Source organism: Nocardia sp. AB354, from assembly GCF_049538315.1.
Taxonomy (GTDB): domain Bacteria; phylum Actinomycetota; class Actinomycetes; order Mycobacteriales; family Mycobacteriaceae; genus Nocardia; species Nocardia nova.
The window spans coordinates 159499-176155 of the sequence record NZ_JBMVFU010000004.1 but is presented as its reverse complement, the minus strand read 5'-3'; the positions used below and the strand labels follow the sequence as shown (position 1 = coordinate 176155).

Genomic DNA, 16657 nt, shown 5'->3' with positions numbered 1-16657 from the left:
TGGAGTGACAAGAGTGAAGAGTGGGCGACATGGATGTGTGGGGATCCCGCCGCTTTCGCGTTCGGGGCGCAGTGGCACTGGCCGCAATTGCTGCCGTAGCGATCGTGATGGGGTCGTGCGATTTTCACAGCACGCCGAGTGGACCCGAAGCGGTCGTCGAGCATTTCACCCAGCTAATGGACGATCGCGATGCTGCCGGCGCCGCCGCACTGACCTCGTACCCCTCCGGTGCCGAGAGCACTCTGAAGTCGATGTTCGACGGACTCCAGCCCGGTAAGCCCGATTACAAGCTGGTTCAGTTCATCAGCCTCGACGGCGATTCGGCGATGTTCAACCTGAAGGCCGCCTGGAACTTCGGGCCGGGTAAGGACTGGAGCTACGACCTGCAGGGCAATATCCGCAAGCTGGCTATCGGCTGGCGGATCTCCTGGGACCCCACCGTCGTCATGCCGCAACTGGATTACAAGCGGTCGGTGAAGCTCGTCCGCACCGAGGCGACGCCGGCGCCGAAGGTCAACGACAACGACGGCCGGCCGTTGCTGACCCAGCAGACCATCAACGTCATCAAGGTGGATCCCACCAAGACAGGCGATCCGGTCGGCACCACCAATGCCCTGGCCGATGCCATCGCGCCGGTCGCGCCGCTGATCACCGGTGCCTCGCTGATGCAGCAGCTGGCGGGCGCGCAGGGCAAGCCGATCACCGCGGTGAGCCTGCGCGAGGACGATTTCGCGATTCTCGAGCCTCGGATGGCCTCGATTCCGGGCGTGGTGATGGAGAAGCAGCCGAGGCTGATCGTCGCCGACCGCCGGGTGTGGTCGCCCATGACCGACGCGCTGCAGAAGGTGTGGCAGGAGAACCGGGATCAGCACGCCGGCTGGGGTGTGCAGCTGTTCGAGCCCGACGGCCGGATGGTCACCCAACTGGCCGGATATCAGGGTCCGCCGGGACCGGACATCGCCTCCACGATGGACCAGAAGTTGCAGCGTGCGGCCGAGGACGCCGTGGTCAGTGTCGGTACGGCGGCCTCGATCGTGGCGATACAGCCCTCCACGGGTGCCGTGGTCGCGGCGGCCCAGAACAACTACGCCAGCGCCCAGGGCGCGCCCGCATTCACCGCCACCTATCCGGTCGGCGGTGCGATGGACCTGTTCAAGGCGGTCGCCTCGATCGTGAAGAAGAAGGCGCCGCAGGACGTTTCGGTGCAGGATGCGGCCGAGGCGGCGGCCATGCTGGGCGTCGGCATCGGGTTCAAGGTGCCCGGACTCGACGAGACCACGGGCCGGCTGCCGATCGGTGGTCGCGGCGTCGAGCAGGTCAAACAGGGCACCAACGATCCGATTCTGGCCAGCCCGTTCGGGATGGCGATCGCCGCGGCCACGATCGCGCGCGGATCGGTGGCTCCGCCGATGATCGAGATCGGCCGGCCCGGCACCACCGAGGCCAAGCTGGAACCGCTCCCCGGCGATGTGGTCGACAAGCTGCGCGGCATGCTGCGCGACGCGACCGGAAGCCCGCAGGAGGTGACGGTCGCCCGCTATGCCGGGGTCACCGCCTTCACCGCGAATGCCGGCTCGGACGGATGGTTGCTCGCCAATGCCGGTGACCTGGCCTTCGCCATCCACATCGACGATATCGACAGCGGCGATGCCACCTCCCGGATGGCCGCGCGGATGCTGCAGTCGCTGGCCACGCCGGACGACAACAAGTAGCGGTCGCGGGCGTCAGTTCACGGATGCGCCGGTGACTCGAATGCGCCGGGCGGCGAGGATCCACACCGCGCGCCAGCCCAGCAGGAAGACCGCGAGGACGGTCGCCGCGACGATGACGAAGCTGACCGCGGTGCCCTGACCGCTGATCACTCGCAGCACCATGCCGCAGATCAGCGTCGACAACCACACCACCACGCCGGTCGGCCACACAGCCGATCCGTCGAATCGTGCGAGCGCGTCGGACAGTCGCCCGCGGCCGGCGATCGCCGGAGCAATCACCCAGCCGATCAGCAGACCGGCGCCGAACGGCCAGACCGTGCGCAGCAGACCCGCCGCCACCGCCTCGTCGTGGCTGCGCCGGCCGATCGCGCAGAACACGATCACCAGCACGACATCGATCAGCAGCGGCAGCCATTTCCTCACGGTCGCCAGGGTAGTGACAGCGGTGCGGCAGCCGGATTCCGGGACCGCTCAGGGCTGCGGTTCGCCGTCGGGTTCGGCCGGTCCGGGCGAATCCCCCTCGCGAAGGGGCCGGTTCGCGCCGCTGTCGGCGCGGCGGGGTTCGGCGAGCAGGGCCGAGCGCTGTTCGAATTCCTGCTCGAACTGCGCATCGCCGAGCTGCGGATTGCGGAAGCGGAAGACGAAGACGATCCAGCCGATGATCGCGACGAGAATGAAACTCACCATGCGGTAGACGAAGGCGGCGGCCACCGCCTGCGCCGCCGGCAGTCCCGCGGCGGCGGTGAGGCTGTAGATCAGGGTGGCATCGACGTAGACGATGCCACCGGGTGCGAACGGAATGGTGCCGACCGCCTTGCCCACACTGAAGGCGATCAGCAGGCCCGCCCAGCGCGGATCGGCGCCGACCGCGTAGCAGGCCGCACCCAGGCAGGCCACATCGCCGAGCCGATGCACGACCGCCCAGAACGCGACCCACGCGGCATCCCGCCGGTGCACATCCACCGATTCCAGCTGTCGCAGCACCTCGTCGACGTGCGCCAGCCCGGCATCGGCCGGATGTCGCCGGATCCGGTTGACCAGCCGCACCCCGCGGCGCACCAGCGCCTGCAGCGCACCGGGGTTACCGGAAATGTATTTGCCCGCCCACACCAGCAGCGCCACCGCGCCCAGCGTGAGGACCAGCTTCCACGGACCGATGCGATTGCCGACCAGCAGCGCGCCGCCCACGCCGAGCAGCAGCATGCCGCTCGTCGCGACCACGCCCGACATCAGCAGCTGCCAGGACGCGACGATCGGGCTCGCACCCCAGCGGCGGGTCTGGCGATAGGTGAAGGCGGTGGAGAACACCTGGCCGGCGGGCAGCGACACCGACATCGCGGTGGCTCCGTAGACGACCGATACCGAGGCGCGCTGCGAGACGTCGACCCCGCCCGCGCGCAGCAGGCGTTTCTGGATGCGGCCGAATCCACTCATCGACAACGCCTGCATCCAGACGCACAGGGCGACCCAGCCCCAATGGATCTCCGTGAGGTTGCGCCAGGAATCGTGCAGGCGCGGCCACAGGTATACGCCCTCGGCGATCAGCAACGCCGACAGGGCAACGCCGAGGGCCCATTTCAACCAGCGGAACCTGCGCCGCGCGGGCCGCGCCGGTTCGCCGCCGGGTTCAGCGTGGGCCGTCACGACGCCCAGCCTAGTGGGGTCGGGCCCGAAGGCGGCAGTGGCTCATCCGAGAGCCTTCGGCCACGCGAGCCGGGTCTTGCGGCGGCGACCGCGCAATTGCACCTCGTCGCCGGAGATCCACTGCTTCTGTTCGTCGTCGTCGGCGAAGTACAGGGCGCTGCCCGAGGCCAGGACGCGGCCCGGATGTTCCTTCGCCAATTCGGTGAGGCGCGAGGCCTCGTTCACCGGATCGCCGATCACCGTGTACTCGAAGCGATTCGCGGCGCCGATGTTTCCGGCGACGGCGAGGCCGGCCGAGACACCGATGCCGATATCCAGGCCCTGCACCTCGCGCAGCGCCTCGCGCAGATCGCGGGCCGCGGCCAGCGCGGCGGTCGGCGCGTCCGGACGGTCCAGTGGCGCACCGAAGATCGCCAGCGCCGCATCGCCGACGAACTTGTTGATCAGGCCGTTGTGCCGGTCGACCACATCGACCACCACCCGGAAGAATTCGTTGAGCAGGCTGACCACCTCGGTGGGCGGCCGCTCGGCGGCGGTGGCGGTGGAGCCGACCATATCCACGAACAACACGGCCACGAACCGGGTTTCACCACCCAGTTCGGTGCCGTACTCGAGCGCGCGGCGGGCCACTTCCTCGCCGACGTGCTGGCCGAACAGTTCCTGCAGTTCGCGGCGCTGCGCGGCCTCTTCCATCATGCGGTTGAAACCGACCTGCAGCAGGCCGATCTCACTGCCGTCGAACACCTCGACCTGGACATCGCGCGCACCTCCCTGCACCCGGTTGATCGCCCGGGAGAGCTGCCGCACCGGGTCGGAGATGCTCGACGCGGTGAGCATCGACAGCGCCAGCGCCTGCATGATCACCACCCCGCACAGCAGCAGAATCGAGATGGCCAGCGACTGCGCCGAGAAATGCACCTGCGACGTGATCTGGGTGACACACAGCAGCACGATCGCGATGGTCGGCGCGAATGTGCCCATGCCCCACGTCATCGCCATGCGCGTGCCGACACCGGGGGTGAGGGTGTGATCGAAGGTGCCGGTGGTCAGCGCGTGCGCGGCCACCGGGCGCAAAATTCGTTCACCCAGCATGTAGGTGAAGCCGAACACGATGGTGGCGGCCATACATTCGGTGACGATCACCGCACCCGCGAGCTCGGGTGTTTCCACGATGATCCGCGCGGCCAGCACCGCACCGCCCACCAGCCACAACAGCAGGTGGAGGATGGACTGCCGCAGCGGCGCGTGCAACGCCGCCATCTGTTCCTGGCGACTGGGCGGCCCGCCGCGCATCTGCCAGCGCATCACCGGGCGCAGCATCAACGCCGAGGCGGTGACGCTCAGGAATCCGCCGATCGCGAAGACCAGCGCCGGAAGCAGCAGGCCGGCGCGCCGCAATCCGTTCGGCGTGCCCTCGGGCGCGGGCAGCCCGTACTGGATGAACGCGTAGACCAGGACCGCACCGAAGGCATTGGCCGCCAGCATCGATGCGAGGTACAGCGGCCAGCGCGTTCGCATGGTCTGTTTGACCGCTTCCAGAGGCGCTGACACGATGACCAATCTAGCGGGGCGCGTCGTAGGTCACCGGATTCGGGCGGAGCGGACACGTGCCGGTTGCGTCCCCGGCCGATAGGCTCGCGGCGTGAGTGGGGACAGCAAGACCTCCGGGAATCCGGCCGAGCCTGCCCCGGCGGGCGTCGCATCGGCGGCTTCGAGCCGAAGCGCACCCGATCGCGGGCGCGAGCGCAGCGCGGCCGACTCGGTGCATCCACTGGTGCGTCAGGGCGCCGAATGGTGCTGGCGATTGTTGATCATCCTGGTGGCGGTGCTGGCGGTCGCCTACCTGGCGCACAAGCTGACCACGGTCGTCATTCCGGTCGCGATCGCCCTGCTCGCGGCGGCGCTGCTCTCGCCGCTGGTGGATCTGCTGCAACGCCTCGGAATGCCGCGCGGCATCGGCGTATTCGTGGCCCTGGTCGGATCGCTGGGCTTGCTGGCGGGGATCTTCACCTTCGTGATCGAGCAGTTCATCACCGGTGTGCCGCAGCTGACCGACGAATTCAAGACCAGCATCCATACCGTGCAGGACTGGCTGATCAACGGTCCGCTGCATCTGAGCAACGACCAGATCCGCAACGGCGGCAATACGATCATCAAAACCCTGGAGGCCAATCAGGATTCGCTGACGAGCGGCGCCCTGACCACCGCCGCGGCGATCGGCGAATTCTTGACCGGCGCCTTCCTGACGCTGTTCATCCTGATTTTCTTCCTCTACGGCGGCGACCAGATCTGGAACTTCGTGACCCGGATCGTGCCCACCCCGCAACGTGAACGGGTGCGCACCGCCGGGCGGCTCGGCTTCGGCACGCTGATCGGATTCGTGCGCGCCACCGTCGTGGTGGCGGCCGTCGACGCCATCGGCATCGGCGCCGGACTGGCGATTCTCAGTGTGCCGCTGGCCCTTCCGCTGGCATCGCTGGTGTTCATCGGCGCCTTCGTCCCGATCGTCGGCTCCCTGCTCGCGGGTTTCATCGCGGTCTTCCTGGCCTTGATGACGAAGGGTTTCGTCACCGCGCTGATCGTGCTCGGCATCACGGTGGCGGTGATGCAGCTGGAAGGCCATGTGCTGCAACCGTTGTTGCTGGGCCGCGCGGTGCGCATCCATCCGCTGGCGGTGGTGCTGGCGATCACGGCGGGCGTGGTGCTGGCCGGTATCGCGGGCGGTCTGCTGGCGGTGCCGTTCGTCGCGGTGATGAACACCGCGATCCGTTCGTTGCTGGTCGGCAGCCCGGAAGAGCTGTATCAGGAACTCAATACCGGGGAACCGGGGGAGCCGATGTTCCACGCCGATGCCGACCGGCCCGAGCCGGATCGCTACCGCCGGGCCGAATCGCGGTCCGATGCGGACGGCGGTGATGCGGACGAGGGCTGAGTCCGCGGGCGTCACGCGGCCCGCCGACTCGACCGCGCCGGGACCGACGGCCGCGACCGCGCCGCTGTGGCGGGCGGCGCAGGTGTTTCGCCTGGTCACAATGCTCTACGCGGTGGGCCAGCAGGTCGCCTCGGTGTCGTCGTACGAGCGGCAGCCGCTGAGTTGGGTGCTGATCGGGATGCTGGTGCTCTGGTCAGTCGTCTCGGCGCTGTGGTTGTCGCGCTGGTCGGTCACCGGGTGGGAGCGGCGAGCGGTGGTGATCGGTGACCTGGCGGTCGCCGTCGGGCTGATGGCGGCGACTCGGCTGGTCGCCGACTACCCCTGGTACCACGGGCATCAGACCCTGCCGACCACGCTGTGGGTGGCGAATGCGGTGATGTCGGCGGCGATCGAATGGGGTGCGCTCGGCGGCGTGCTCGCGGGGCTGGCGATTTCGGTGGTGAGCATCGTGGTGCGGGAACAGTGGGAGTTGGATCTGTGGTCGGATGCGACCGCGCCCGTGCTGGTTTCGGTCGGGCTGGCCATCGGGTTGGCGGCCGCGACGGCGCGGCGCGCGCAGGGGCACCTCGAGCAGGCGATGCGGTTGTCCGCCGCCACCGCCGAACGCGAACGGCTCGCCCGCGAAGTACACGACGGGGTGCTGCAGGTCCTCGCGTACATCAGTCGGCGCGGCAGTGAAATCGGTGGACGTACGGCCGAATTGGCGGATCGTGCCCGCGAACAGGAAGTCGCGCTCCGGGTGCTGATCTCCGAACAAGGCAGGGACGGTTCGGGTCTCGACGCCCGCGCGGACCTGCGTGCGCTGCTGAGAGCCTTCGCCGCGCCGTCGATCGCGGTCTCCGCGCCCGGTGAGCCGGTGACGATCGGGGCACGGACCGCCCGGGAGATCGCCGCCGCCGTCGGTGCCGCGCTGTCCAATACCGCGCTGCACGCCGGCGCCGAGGCGAAAGCCTTTGTGCTGCTGGAGGATATGGGCGATGCGGTGGTGGTCAGTGTGCGCGACGACGGGCCGGGGATCGCGCAGGGCCGGCTGCCGGCCGCGGCCGCCGAGGGGCGGATGGGCGTCTCGCATTCGATCGTCGGGCGGATCGAGGCGCTGGGCGGCACCGCCGAACTGCTCGACACCGCCGACGGCACCGAATGGGAATTCCGGATTCCACGTGACGGGGAGCAACGATGAGGACATCGGAAGACGTCGCGGCAGACGATGTTTCGGTGATGGTGGTCGACGACCATCCGATGTGGCGCGACGGCGTGTCCCGCGATCTCACCGAAGCCGGTTTCCGGCTGGTGGCGACGGCGGACGGCGCGGGCACGGCCGCGCGCCGGGCCGCCGCGGTCCGACCTGACGTCGTCCTGATGGATATGCAACTGCCCGACGGCAGCGGAGCCCAGGCCACCGCGGAAGTGCTCCGCGTCTCGCCGCGCAGCCGAGTACTGGTGCTCTCGGCCTCGGACGAACGCGGTGATGTGCTGGAAGCCGTCAAGGCCGGGGCGAGCGGCTATCTGGTCAAGAGCGCGTCGGCGGCCGAGCTGATCGACGCGGTGCGGGCGACAGCCGCGGGCCAGGCGGTGTTCACGCCCGGCCTGGCCGGTGTGGTGCTCGGCGAATTCCGTCGCATCGCCGGGACGGGGGCCGATAGGAGCGCCGAGCGCCCCGTCCTCACCGACCGCGAAACCGAGGTGTTGCGGCTGGTGGCGAAGGGTTTGTCGGCGAAACAGATCGCGACCAGGCTGAGCGTCAGCCATCGCACGGTGGAGAACCACGTGCAGGCGACGCTGCGCAAACTGCAGCTCGGCAACCGGGTCGAGCTCACCCGGTACGCCATCGAACAGGGCCTCGAGTAGGGGCCGGATCAGGGATTGCCCTGATGTGCTGCGGCCGCGGCGTCGGTAGCCTCGTGAACATGGGTGGTGAGACCGTTTCCGCCCCGGGGTCCGCGGGAACCGGGGGAGCCGTAGGCGACCGTGACCTGCGAGTATCGGATGCCGAACGCGAACATGTCGGGACCCTGCTACAGCGCGCGGTCGGGCTGGGCATGTTGTCGCTGGGCGAGTTCAGCGAGCGGATGGATACCGCGCTGGCGGCCAAGACGCGCGGCGAACTCAACGCCGTCCTGATCGATCTGCCCGGGATTCGCCTTGCGGGACAACCGAATCCCGGCCAGCCGACCGCCTCGTCCGGACCGGCTCAGACGTGGCGGTGGGGTGCCCCCGCCGGACGCACCGAGGCCGAAACCGCGATTCGTCCGCGCCTGTCCGGCGTCACCCGCAAGGGGCCGTGGCAGGTGCCGCCCTCGCTGTACGTCAACAGCTATCTGTCGGGCGTCACCCTGGATTTCACCCAGGCCGTCATGTCGACCCAGGTGGTCGAGATCCGGGTCGACGATTTCTGCAGCTCGCTGACCATGATCCTGCCCGGCGAGGCGACCGTCGACCTGAACGGCGTGGAGCTGATCGGTTCCAGCGCCAACAACAAAGTGCGCACCGGGCCGCCGATCGGACCGCTGCACATCATCGTGCACGGGCGCAGCCGGTTCAGCTCGATCACCGCGAAGCACCCGTTCGGCGTGCAGTGGAAGAAGCTGATGTCGGGGTTCTGATCGCTATTCGACGACCTCGCCGAGTCCGATCATGTTTCCCTCGCTGTCGCGAAACCACGCACCCCGTTCCGCGCGTCCCTTGCTGGGGTAGTTCCCCTCGATCTCCATGATCCCGCCGACGGTGCCCGGGTACTCCTCGAAGACCACGCCGCGCTCTCGCAGGTCGGCCACGGTGCTCTCGATATCGTCGACGTAGAACCCCAGTTGGGTGAAGGAACCATCGGACGCACCGGCCGACGCGAACAGGCAGAAGACCCCTGACGCCCCCTCATAGCGCAGCCCGCCCGGGCGCTCCTCCACGGGTTCCAGACCGAGTTTCTCGGCGTACCAACGCCTCGCCCGTTCCAGATCCTGCGTGGGGACGCGTGCCTCGATCCGCGCGGTGTTCAGCATGGGGGCATCGTAGAGCCGCGAGCTGCGGGCGCGGGCCGGTACGGAGCCACCGGCCCGCGCAGTCGATCAGTCGCGGTTCTGGCGGCGCAGCAGTTCGTTGACGCTCACCGTGCGGCCGCTGGTGCGATGCTTACCCTCGTCGTCGGGATCGGCCGGTTCCGGCTCGGGGCGACGACGGGACGAGCGCAGGTCGGCCATCCACTGTTCGATGTTGTTGCGGTTGTCGTCACCCGGCGCGTCGGGGTGGTCGGCCGGGTTTCCGGACGCATCGGATTCGGTTGCGGCCGTGGAATTCCCGGGCTCGGGCGCCGTCGGACCTCCGGCTTCACCGGTGCCCATCGAGCCCGGACCGTGCGGCGAGCCGAGGTCGCCTCGGGGCCCCGAAGCCGGTGCGTTGTGGCCGCCGGCCGGTGGCCGGTGGCCCGGATTCGCCGGCCCGTGCAGCTCCTGGGTCGCATCGGTGTCCTTCGGCTCCCGGGGCATGGCGGGAGACACACTGCCGGGCCCGGATTCCGTTGTCCGCGTAGGCGAATGCCGCATGCCATCGGGCGGGATGCGCCGCGGCGGCTGCACGGCCGGCGGGCGGGCGTCGGGGGCTACTCGCTGCGAGCGACCGGGCCCCTCGGGAGCGGCCGGAGGTCCGCTGTGGCCGGGCCGACCGGCGTCCGGCGCCGGCCCGGCGCCCTGGGCGGGAGCCTGTCCAGGGTGGTACGGCGGGGCGTCCGGACGATAGAGCTGGGCGCGGACCGACGGATGCGGCGGCACCTTCGCCGGTTTCGGCGGCAGCACCCGCGGCGTGGTGCCGACCGGAGCGGTCGGCGGCACGGAATCGGTGGCGTCGGGAGCGGTGTCCGGCGCGGGCACCGTCCGGGGCGGCATACCGCGGCGGACGACCTGCGGCGGCCGCACCACGCCACGGTTCGGGGCGGTATCCGAACCGGGCAGCGAGACCGAGGGCGGTGCCGAAGGCGCTTGCGGCGCTTGGGGTTCGGGAGTGCCCGACGGGGCCTGTCCCGGATTCGGCGAGGTGCGCCCCGGCATCGGGGCCGCGCCGAGCACGCCGGGAGTGCTGCCGGCATCGGCCGAGCGGGCCGGTTGCGGCGTTCCCGCGCCCCGGACCGGCTCCTCCGCGGCGGAGGAACCGCCGATGACACCGGATTCGCCGATGACACCGGGACCGCCTGGGGGCCGAGGCGGCTGCGGCCGGCCGGAGGGAGGCAGCACGCGGGAGGATCGGATGCCGGGCGTTTGCGGCGGGGTTGTCGGGCGCCCGGCTTCCGGACCGGACGGCGTGCGGACCGTGGCGGCGTCGGCAGAGGCCGAGGCGGCGGGCGGTGCCTGATTCCCGGTGCCGTCCGAGGCATCGGCATCACTGTCGCCGGACGAGGAATTGCCCGAATCGGCCGACGGCGCATCTGCGCCGGAGTCCGACCGGCGGCGGCCGAAACGCTTGCGCTTCGGGGACTTTTCCGACTTCTCGGCCTCAACCGGCTTCTCCGACGCCGACGAATCGGCTTCCGCTGCCGCGGCCGCCGGGGGAGCAACGGCTTTCGCTCGCGATTCCGTCGACTCTCCGGCGCCCGCCTTGGACCGCGCGGTCCGCGACGCCGACGACTCGGAGCCCTCGGACCGAGACGCCTCGGGGCTCTTGGCGCGAGTCGCGCGCGTGGACGTGCCGGCCGCGGCCGGATCGATGCGATCCAACTGCTCGGTCGGCGCCTCCGGGTCGACCCGCAGGAACTTCAACCGCCGCGGCTTGCGCGGGCCCTTCGGCGTCCCGTCGGGCAGCTGCGGCAGCTGCATGGTCACCGGATCGGTGACCGGCGTCGTCTTGACCAGGTCGACGACCTCGCCGGTGCCGGGACGCTCGTCGTCGAGGATGGGTTCGCCCAGGCCGATGCGCTGCTGAATGCGCTTCATCCAGGCCGGGGCCCACCAGCAGTCGTCACCCAGCAGTTTCATGGTCGCGGGAACGAGCAGCATGCGCAGCACGGTGGCGTCGATGAACAGCGCGGCCATCATGCCGTAGGCGATGTACTGCATCATCACCAGATCGGAGAAGGCGAACGCGCCGACCACCACGAGCAGGATCAGTGCCGCGGCGGTGATGATGCGACCGGTCTGCGCGGTTCCGGAGCGCACCGACTCGGTGGTACTCGCGCCTTGGGCGCGCGCCTCCACCATGCGGGAGAGCAGGAACACCTCGTAGTCGGTGGACAGGCCGTAGATCACCGCCATGATCAACACCAGTACCGGCGACATGATCGGCTGCGGCGTGAAATTGAGCAGTCCGGCGCCGTGGCCGTCGACGAAGATCCAGGTCAGAATGCCGAGCGTGGAGCCGAGGCCCAGCGCGCTCATCAACGCCGCCTTGATCGGCAGCACCAGCGAGCCGAAGGTCAGGAACATCAGCAGCGTGGTCACGAAGACGACCAGCACGATCATCAGCGGCATGCGATCCAGCAGCGAATCGATACTGTCCTGCATCAGGACCGGCTGGCCGCCGACCATCAGATCCACATCGTCGGGCACGCTGATCGAGCGCAGATAGGCGATCGTGTCCTCGACGTTCGCGTCCGGCGCCATCGTCGCCTCGGACACCCAGACATCGGAGCCGTTCGGCGGAATGCCGGGCGTGCCGAACGGATCGGTGAGTCCGGGTGCGCCACTGGCCTCGTCGAGGATGGCCTTGATCTCGCCGGTGTTCTGCGTGGTGATGACCAGCTGGATCGGGTCGGTCTGGCGCAGCGGGAAGATCTCGTCGAATTTCTCCTGCGCCATGCGGGTCGGATTGTCCGGCGGCAGATAGGTTTCGCTGATACCGCCGAACTTCAGGTTCTTCACCGGGATGATCAGCAGCAGCAGGATGATGCACAGCGGCACCGCCACCTTCAGCGGATGCTTCATCACCCACTGCGTGGTGCGGCCCCAGAAACCGTTCTCGACCTCTTCGGCGGTCTTGGTCTTGCGGAACCGCTTGAATCCCAGCGCGTCGACGCGCGGTCCGAGGATCGACAGCAGCGCGGGCAGGATGGTGAGCGAGGCCAGCGCGGCCAGCAGCACGGTCGCGATGGTGCCGTAGGCGACCGATTTCAGGAAGCCCTGCGGGAACAGCAGCATGCCGGCGCTGGCGGCGATGATCATGGTCGCCGAGAAGGTGACCGTACGCCCGGCGGTCATCACTGATCGCCGTACGGCCTGGCGGGTGGTGTAGCCCTCGGCCAGCTCCTCGCGGAACCGGCTGACTATGAACAAGCCGTAGTCGATCGCCAAGCCCAGGCCGATCATCGACACCACGGCCCCGACGAACGAGTTCACCTCGGTGACATGGGTGATCGCCATGACGATGCCGTTGGCGCCCAGGACGGTGAGACCGCCGATGATCAGCGGCAGGGCCGCGGCGACGATACCGCCGAAGATGAAGAACAGCAGGATCGCGACGGCCGGAATGGCCAGCATCTCCATGCGCTTCTGGTCGGAGGCGATGGTGTCGTTCAGCTCTCCCGCGACCGGCTGCATGCCCGCCAGCTGGACATCCACGCCGGGGATGTAGAAGGCGTTCTTGACCGCGCGGTAGTTGTTCATCGTGGTCGTGTCGTCGTCACCCTTGATGGCGACCGAGGCGAACGCGTACTTCTTGTCCTTACTACCGGTGGCCGAGGCGCTCCAGTCGCCGGTCTCGGTCTTCCAGTAGGCGACGTTGACCTTGTTGATCTGGTCCGGATGGTCCCTGGGCAGGCTGTTGAGATTGTCGGTGATCTTCCGCCCGAACTCCGGATCGTCGATGGTCTTACCGTCGGGCGCGGTGTAGAGCACGATCACGTCGGACATGTGATCGCGACCGTAGACCTGGTCCTTGAGCACCGCGGCCTGCGAGGACTCCGCACCGGGGTCGAACCAGCCGCTGGAGCTCAGATGGTTTTCCAGACCGAACCCGTACGCCCCCAGGGCGAGAAGCGCGGCCACCGCTACACCCAGCACGGTGTAGCGGAACCTGTGGACCAGCTCGCCCCAGCGGGTGAACACTAAGCGACTCCTTGAGCGGGGCGGGAGGTGAGCAGTGCGGACAGCGGCCGGAAGGGCTGCAGCCAGGCTCCCTCGTCGGGCAGCGAGTCGAGGCTGACCCGGGGCAGCGGTTCACGGAACACACCCGGGATGTCCTCGAGGTCGACGAAATCGAGGATATCGGACGTGACAGCCCAACTCGCGTGCTCGCGGAATCCGAGCACCTGGACCGGAACCCCGGTGGCCGCGACCTCCTCGAGCGGTTCGCGGAAGGCCTGACCGTCCGCGGAGGCCACCATGATCCCCGCGAGACCGGCTCCGCTGCGGCGTAACTGGATATGTGCCAGCATGTCGCTGTCGACGTCGGAATCCTCGTCGATCTTCGGTTTGGCGAAGACCGCGTAGCCGACGTTGCGCAGCGCCTCGACCCACGGACGCACCACATCGGCGGTCCCGGGGGCGATATTGGTGAAGACGGTGGCCTCGGGTTCGATGCGCTGTGTACTGCCGGCGGACAACTCGGCGGTACGCGCCAGCAGCCAGCGGCCGAGTGCGTCGAAGCGCGGCCGGTAGGCCGCGGTGGGACGGCCGCCGAGGATGGCGCCCAGGCCCATATCGAGGTTCGGTGCGTCCCACACCAGCAGCACCCGTCGCACCCCGGCGGGCTCGGCGACCGGCGTCGCGGGGGCCGCCGCGCCGGCGACGACGTCCGATTCGTCGCCGCGCACTGTTCCGGCAACCTCGTCGGCCGGCTGGGCCATCTCCCTGAGACTCATATCTAGATCTTCCCCCAAATGAACTCGGTGATGGCGCTTCCGGCTCGATGCGCCTTGCTCTCGAACTTCGTCACCGGGCGTTCGAGGCCGATCACCGTATCGGTTCCGGGGTGTTCCGCATCGCCGCCGGTGGCCTCGTTCAGGCCTACGAGCTGCGGTTCTCCCGCGCCCACCTCGGCGATATGTTCGGCGTAGCCCGCGTGGTCGGTGGCTACGTGCAAAATGCCGCCACGCTGCAGCCGGCTGGCGATCAGGGTCATCGTCGCGGGCTGCAGCAGCCGGCGCTTATGGTGGCGAGCCTTCGGCCAGGGGTCCGGGAAGAAGACCCGCACGCCCGCTAGCGAATCCTTGGCAATCATGTGCTCGAGGACGTCGACGGCATCGCCGCGCAGCAGCCGGATGTTCTCGATGCCTTCCCGCTCGATCCGCTGTACGAGCTGGGCGAGACCGGGTTTGTACACCTCGATGCCGATCAGGTCGAACTGCGGCTCGGCCTTGGCCATCGCCGCGGTCGCGGTCCCCGTGCCACAGCCGATCTCGATGATCAGCGGGGCGGTCCGGCCGAACCAGGCGGCGGCGTCGAGCGGCTCGTCGCTCACCTCGCGGCCGATGCGCGGCCACATCCGCTCCCAGGATTGCTGTTGGGTCGCGGTCAACGCGCCACGACGCGAGCGGAAGCTGGTTACCCGCGGGTAGAGGCGGGAGGGCTCACGCTCGGGGTAGGGGCTTTCGTGGTTACGCAAGCTGCCGCCTCCGGCCCCGTCGCTACCAGCGGTGTCGTTCGCGGCGTCGTTCACGGCGTCCATTGTCCAGTATTCGATGATCAGGGCCGCAATCGACCGCGTCGAGGAGGGAAATCCCGGGTCAGAAGTGTTGCCGCGGTGGCGGAGCCCGGCGTCAGGCGGCGAGCGGCTGCGTCTGCGGCAGTTCCGGTTCGCTCTGCCTGCCCAGCGGCAGGCCGAGGATCATCCGGCCCGCGGTGCCGGCCAGCTCGAACAGTCCGCGCCAGCGCGACGGGGACGCCATCACCGACCAGACGGTCCGGGTCTCGGTGTCGGCGTCGGTGACCGGGCGGCCGGCGATGCGGTCGGCCAGCCAGTCCAGGCTCAGCGGCGTGGCCAGCGGTAACAACGTGAAGTGGTCGCTCAGCCGATCGCGCAGGTAGCCGACGGTGGCACCGCCCGCGCGGTAGCGCTCGACCTGCGCATCGATACACGAGACGTCGATGATGCGATCGTGCAGCGGCTGGATCACCAGGATCGGGCAGTGCGGGGTGTGCTTGCCGAGCCGCATATCGTCGAACATGTCGCACATCGCGGGGGTGCTCAGTACCTCTTCCAGCGGGTGATCGAGGTGTTTGCTGACGTCGTGGCCGGCGAGCCGAGCGAGCGCGACGATCGGTGGCAGCTGAGCCGCGCGTTCCAGCAGGCGTTCCCCGGAGCTGGTGATGTGCTTGTCGAGCACCTCCTCGAGCGCCGGATACACCTGGCGTAGCGCCGAGATCACGATGGCGGGAAAACCGGCGTACCGGCCACCGTTCAGCCGGATGAACACCTCACCCGGATCGCCGACCGGCGCGCCCAGTACCGCACCGGCGATGGTGAGCTCGGGCGCATAGGTGGGAGCCATCTCGACCAGCCAGGAGCCGGCCATCCCGCCACCGGAGTAGCCCCAGACCACCACGGGGGTGTCGGTACCGAGCCCCAGCGGACGGAAGTGCATCGCGGCGCGGATGCCGTCGAGCGAGCGGTAGCCCGGTTCCCGGGGCGCGCCGAAACGGCCGTCCGGTCCCTCGTGATCGGCGATGCTCACCGCCCAGCCGCGGCGCAGTGCGTTGGCGACGAGCAGCAGTTCGAGCTGGGTGATCGAGCCCGGGACGACGGCGCCGCGGCGGAGTGCATAGGAGGGAGCGCATCGCTCGGTGACGGCGTCGATCGCCGATTCGAAGGCCAGCAACGGGCGGCGTTCGGCCGGATCGGCATCGGCGGGCAGCAGCACCGTGGTCACCGCGACCTCGGCGTCACCGTGCAGATCGTTGCTGCGATACAGCAGCTGCCACGCCGTCACGCGCTGCGGAATGAGTCCCAGCAGCGCGATCTGCACGGGCCGGCTGCGCAGAACGGTTCCGGGTGCGTGCGCGGCGGCGTCGGCGGGTGCGCGATAGAAGGGGTCCTGCGACGGCGGCAGCGGCCGTTCGTTCTTCGTCGCGACGGCGGCGCCGTCGTTACCGATGACGTCGACGTTGACGCTCATCGCAACCTCCTTCGGATCCACGGGGCCGGCGCACGGGCGCACGGCCGACCGGGGTCCACACCGCCGAGGCCGCGCACCGGCGGTGCCGCCGGCGGCTTCAGCGTAGGTGATCGAATCCATGACCCGATAGTTCACCACTGTCGAATTATGCTGTGACACAAGCACAACCACCGTTTCACCGGAGAGATTCCCAATTCCGCGCCAATTACCGCTCACCTGCGGTGATGGTCGAGCCGCAGGCCATCGTCGCCGGTCGCGAGCTCGGGCAGGCGGTTTCGTGTGATCGATTACACATCGCTGTGTGGCGCAACGACGATCGGGCGCGCCGGTGAAAATCCG

The 16657-nt window shown here is 69.0% G+C and carries 13 protein-coding genes; 5 read left to right on the top strand and 8 right to left on the bottom strand.

The features are described from left to right. Positions 1-29 precede the first annotated feature (29 nt). Positions 30-1712, top strand: coding sequence for an NTF2-like N-terminal transpeptidase domain-containing protein (locus ACPCUW_RS07640; RefSeq protein WP_064906218.1), 1683 nt, complete (start codon positions 30-32; stop codon positions 1710-1712). 12 nt (positions 1713-1724) lie between these two features. Here ACPCUW_RS07640 and ACPCUW_RS07635 read toward each other — a convergent pair whose 3' ends face one another. From ACPCUW_RS07635 to ACPCUW_RS07625, 3 genes are read right to left on the bottom strand one after another with little or no spacing between them, the layout of a single operon-like run. Further along, on the bottom strand, positions 1725-2135 hold the full coding sequence (locus ACPCUW_RS07635; RefSeq protein ID WP_423424116.1) for a DUF3054 domain-containing protein: 411 nt from the start codon (positions 2133-2135) through the stop codon (positions 1725-1727). Positions 2136-2183: 48 nt separating this feature from the next. After that, a complete protein-coding gene (locus tag ACPCUW_RS07630; RefSeq protein WP_063031093.1) occupies positions 2184-3356 on the bottom strand; it encodes a lysylphosphatidylglycerol synthase transmembrane domain-containing protein in 1173 nt (390 codons plus the stop codon). A gap of 42 nt (positions 3357-3398) precedes the next feature. Further along, complete coding sequence (locus tag ACPCUW_RS07625) at positions 3399-4874, bottom strand: adenylate/guanylate cyclase domain-containing protein (protein WP_063011568.1); 1476 nt, start codon at positions 4872-4874, stop codon at positions 3399-3401. Positions 4875-5118: 244 nt separating this feature from the next. Between ACPCUW_RS07625 and ACPCUW_RS07620 the strand changes: the two genes are divergently transcribed. The 4 genes from ACPCUW_RS07620 to ACPCUW_RS07605 are packed head-to-tail and all read left to right on the top strand — an operon-like array spanning position 5119 to position 8891. Further along, complete coding sequence (locus tag ACPCUW_RS07620) at positions 5119-6288, top strand: AI-2E family transporter (protein WP_423424254.1); 1170 nt, start codon at positions 5119-5121, stop codon at positions 6286-6288. Then, on the top strand, positions 6269-7468 hold the full coding sequence (gene macS, locus ACPCUW_RS07615; RefSeq protein WP_423424115.1) for a MacS family sensor histidine kinase: 1200 nt from the start codon (positions 6269-6271) through the stop codon (positions 7466-7468). Before ACPCUW_RS07620 ends, macS begins: the two co-directional genes overlap by 20 nt. Then, positions 7465-8136, top strand: coding sequence for a response regulator (locus ACPCUW_RS07610; protein WP_423424114.1), 672 nt, complete (start codon positions 7465-7467; stop codon positions 8134-8136). The genes macS and ACPCUW_RS07610 overlap by 4 nt, the downstream gene beginning before the upstream one ends. A gap of 59 nt (positions 8137-8195) precedes the next feature. Then, positions 8196-8891: a DUF1707 SHOCT-like domain-containing protein gene (locus ACPCUW_RS07605; RefSeq protein WP_305781156.1), complete on the top strand. Its 696-nt coding sequence runs from the start codon at positions 8196-8198 to the stop codon at positions 8889-8891. A gap of 3 nt (positions 8892-8894) precedes the next feature. Here the strand turns inward: ACPCUW_RS07605 and ACPCUW_RS07600 are convergent, their stop codons facing one another. The 5 genes from ACPCUW_RS07600 to ACPCUW_RS07580 form a co-directional block, all read right to left on the bottom strand. Continuing rightward, positions 8895-9284, bottom strand: coding sequence for a VOC family protein (locus ACPCUW_RS07600; protein ID WP_423424113.1), 390 nt, complete (start codon positions 9282-9284; stop codon positions 8895-8897). 66 nt (positions 9285-9350) lie between these two features. Continuing rightward, the gene (locus tag ACPCUW_RS07595; protein ID WP_423424112.1) at positions 9351-13310 is read right to left on the bottom strand and encodes an MMPL family transporter; all 3960 of its coding nucleotides are present in this window, start codon (positions 13308-13310) and stop codon (positions 9351-9353) included. Beyond that, the gene (locus ACPCUW_RS07590) at positions 13310-14065 is read right to left on the bottom strand and encodes an NYN domain-containing protein (protein WP_064906191.1); all 756 of its coding nucleotides are present in this window, start codon (positions 14063-14065) and stop codon (positions 13310-13312) included. The genes ACPCUW_RS07595 and ACPCUW_RS07590 overlap by 1 nt, the downstream gene beginning before the upstream one ends. Before the next feature lie 2 nt (positions 14066-14067). Further along, on the bottom strand, positions 14068-14871 hold the full coding sequence (gene trmB, locus ACPCUW_RS07585; protein ID WP_423424111.1) for a tRNA (guanosine(46)-N7)-methyltransferase TrmB: 804 nt from the start codon (positions 14869-14871) through the stop codon (positions 14068-14070). 91 nt (positions 14872-14962) lie between these two features. Next, a complete protein-coding gene (locus ACPCUW_RS07580; protein WP_063011560.1) occupies positions 14963-16318 on the bottom strand; it encodes a lipase family protein in 1356 nt (451 codons plus the stop codon). Positions 16319-16657: the final 339 nt, after the last annotated feature.

Excerpts from the sequence above, each read along its gene's own strand:
- ACPCUW_RS07640 (WP_064906218.1), top strand. The coding sequence starts at position 30 with ATGGATGTGTGGGGATCCCGCCGCTTTCGCGTTCGGGGCGCAGTGGCA.
- ACPCUW_RS07625 (WP_063011568.1), bottom strand. The coding sequence starts at position 4,874 with ATGCGAACGCGCTGGCCGCTGTACCTCGCATCGATGCTGGCGGCCAAT.
- ACPCUW_RS07610 (WP_423424114.1), top strand. The coding sequence starts at position 7,465 with ATGAGGACATCGGAAGACGTCGCGGCAGACGATGTTTCGGTGATGGTG.
- ACPCUW_RS07605 (WP_305781156.1), top strand. The coding sequence starts at position 8,196 with ATGGGTGGTGAGACCGTTTCCGCCCCGGGGTCCGCGGGAACCGGGGGA.
- ACPCUW_RS07600 (WP_423424113.1), bottom strand. The coding sequence starts at position 9,284 with ATGCTGAACACCGCGCGGATCGAGGCACGCGTCCCCACGCAGGATCTG.
- ACPCUW_RS07590 (WP_064906191.1), bottom strand. The coding sequence starts at position 14,065 with ATGAGTCTCAGGGAGATGGCCCAGCCGGCCGACGAGGTTGCCGGAACA.
- trmB (WP_423424111.1), bottom strand. The coding sequence starts at position 14,871 with ATGGACGCCGTGAACGACGCCGCGAACGACACCGCTGGTAGCGACGGG.
- ACPCUW_RS07580 (WP_063011560.1), bottom strand. The coding sequence starts at position 16,318 with ATGAGCGTCAACGTCGACGTCATCGGTAACGACGGCGCCGCCGTCGCG.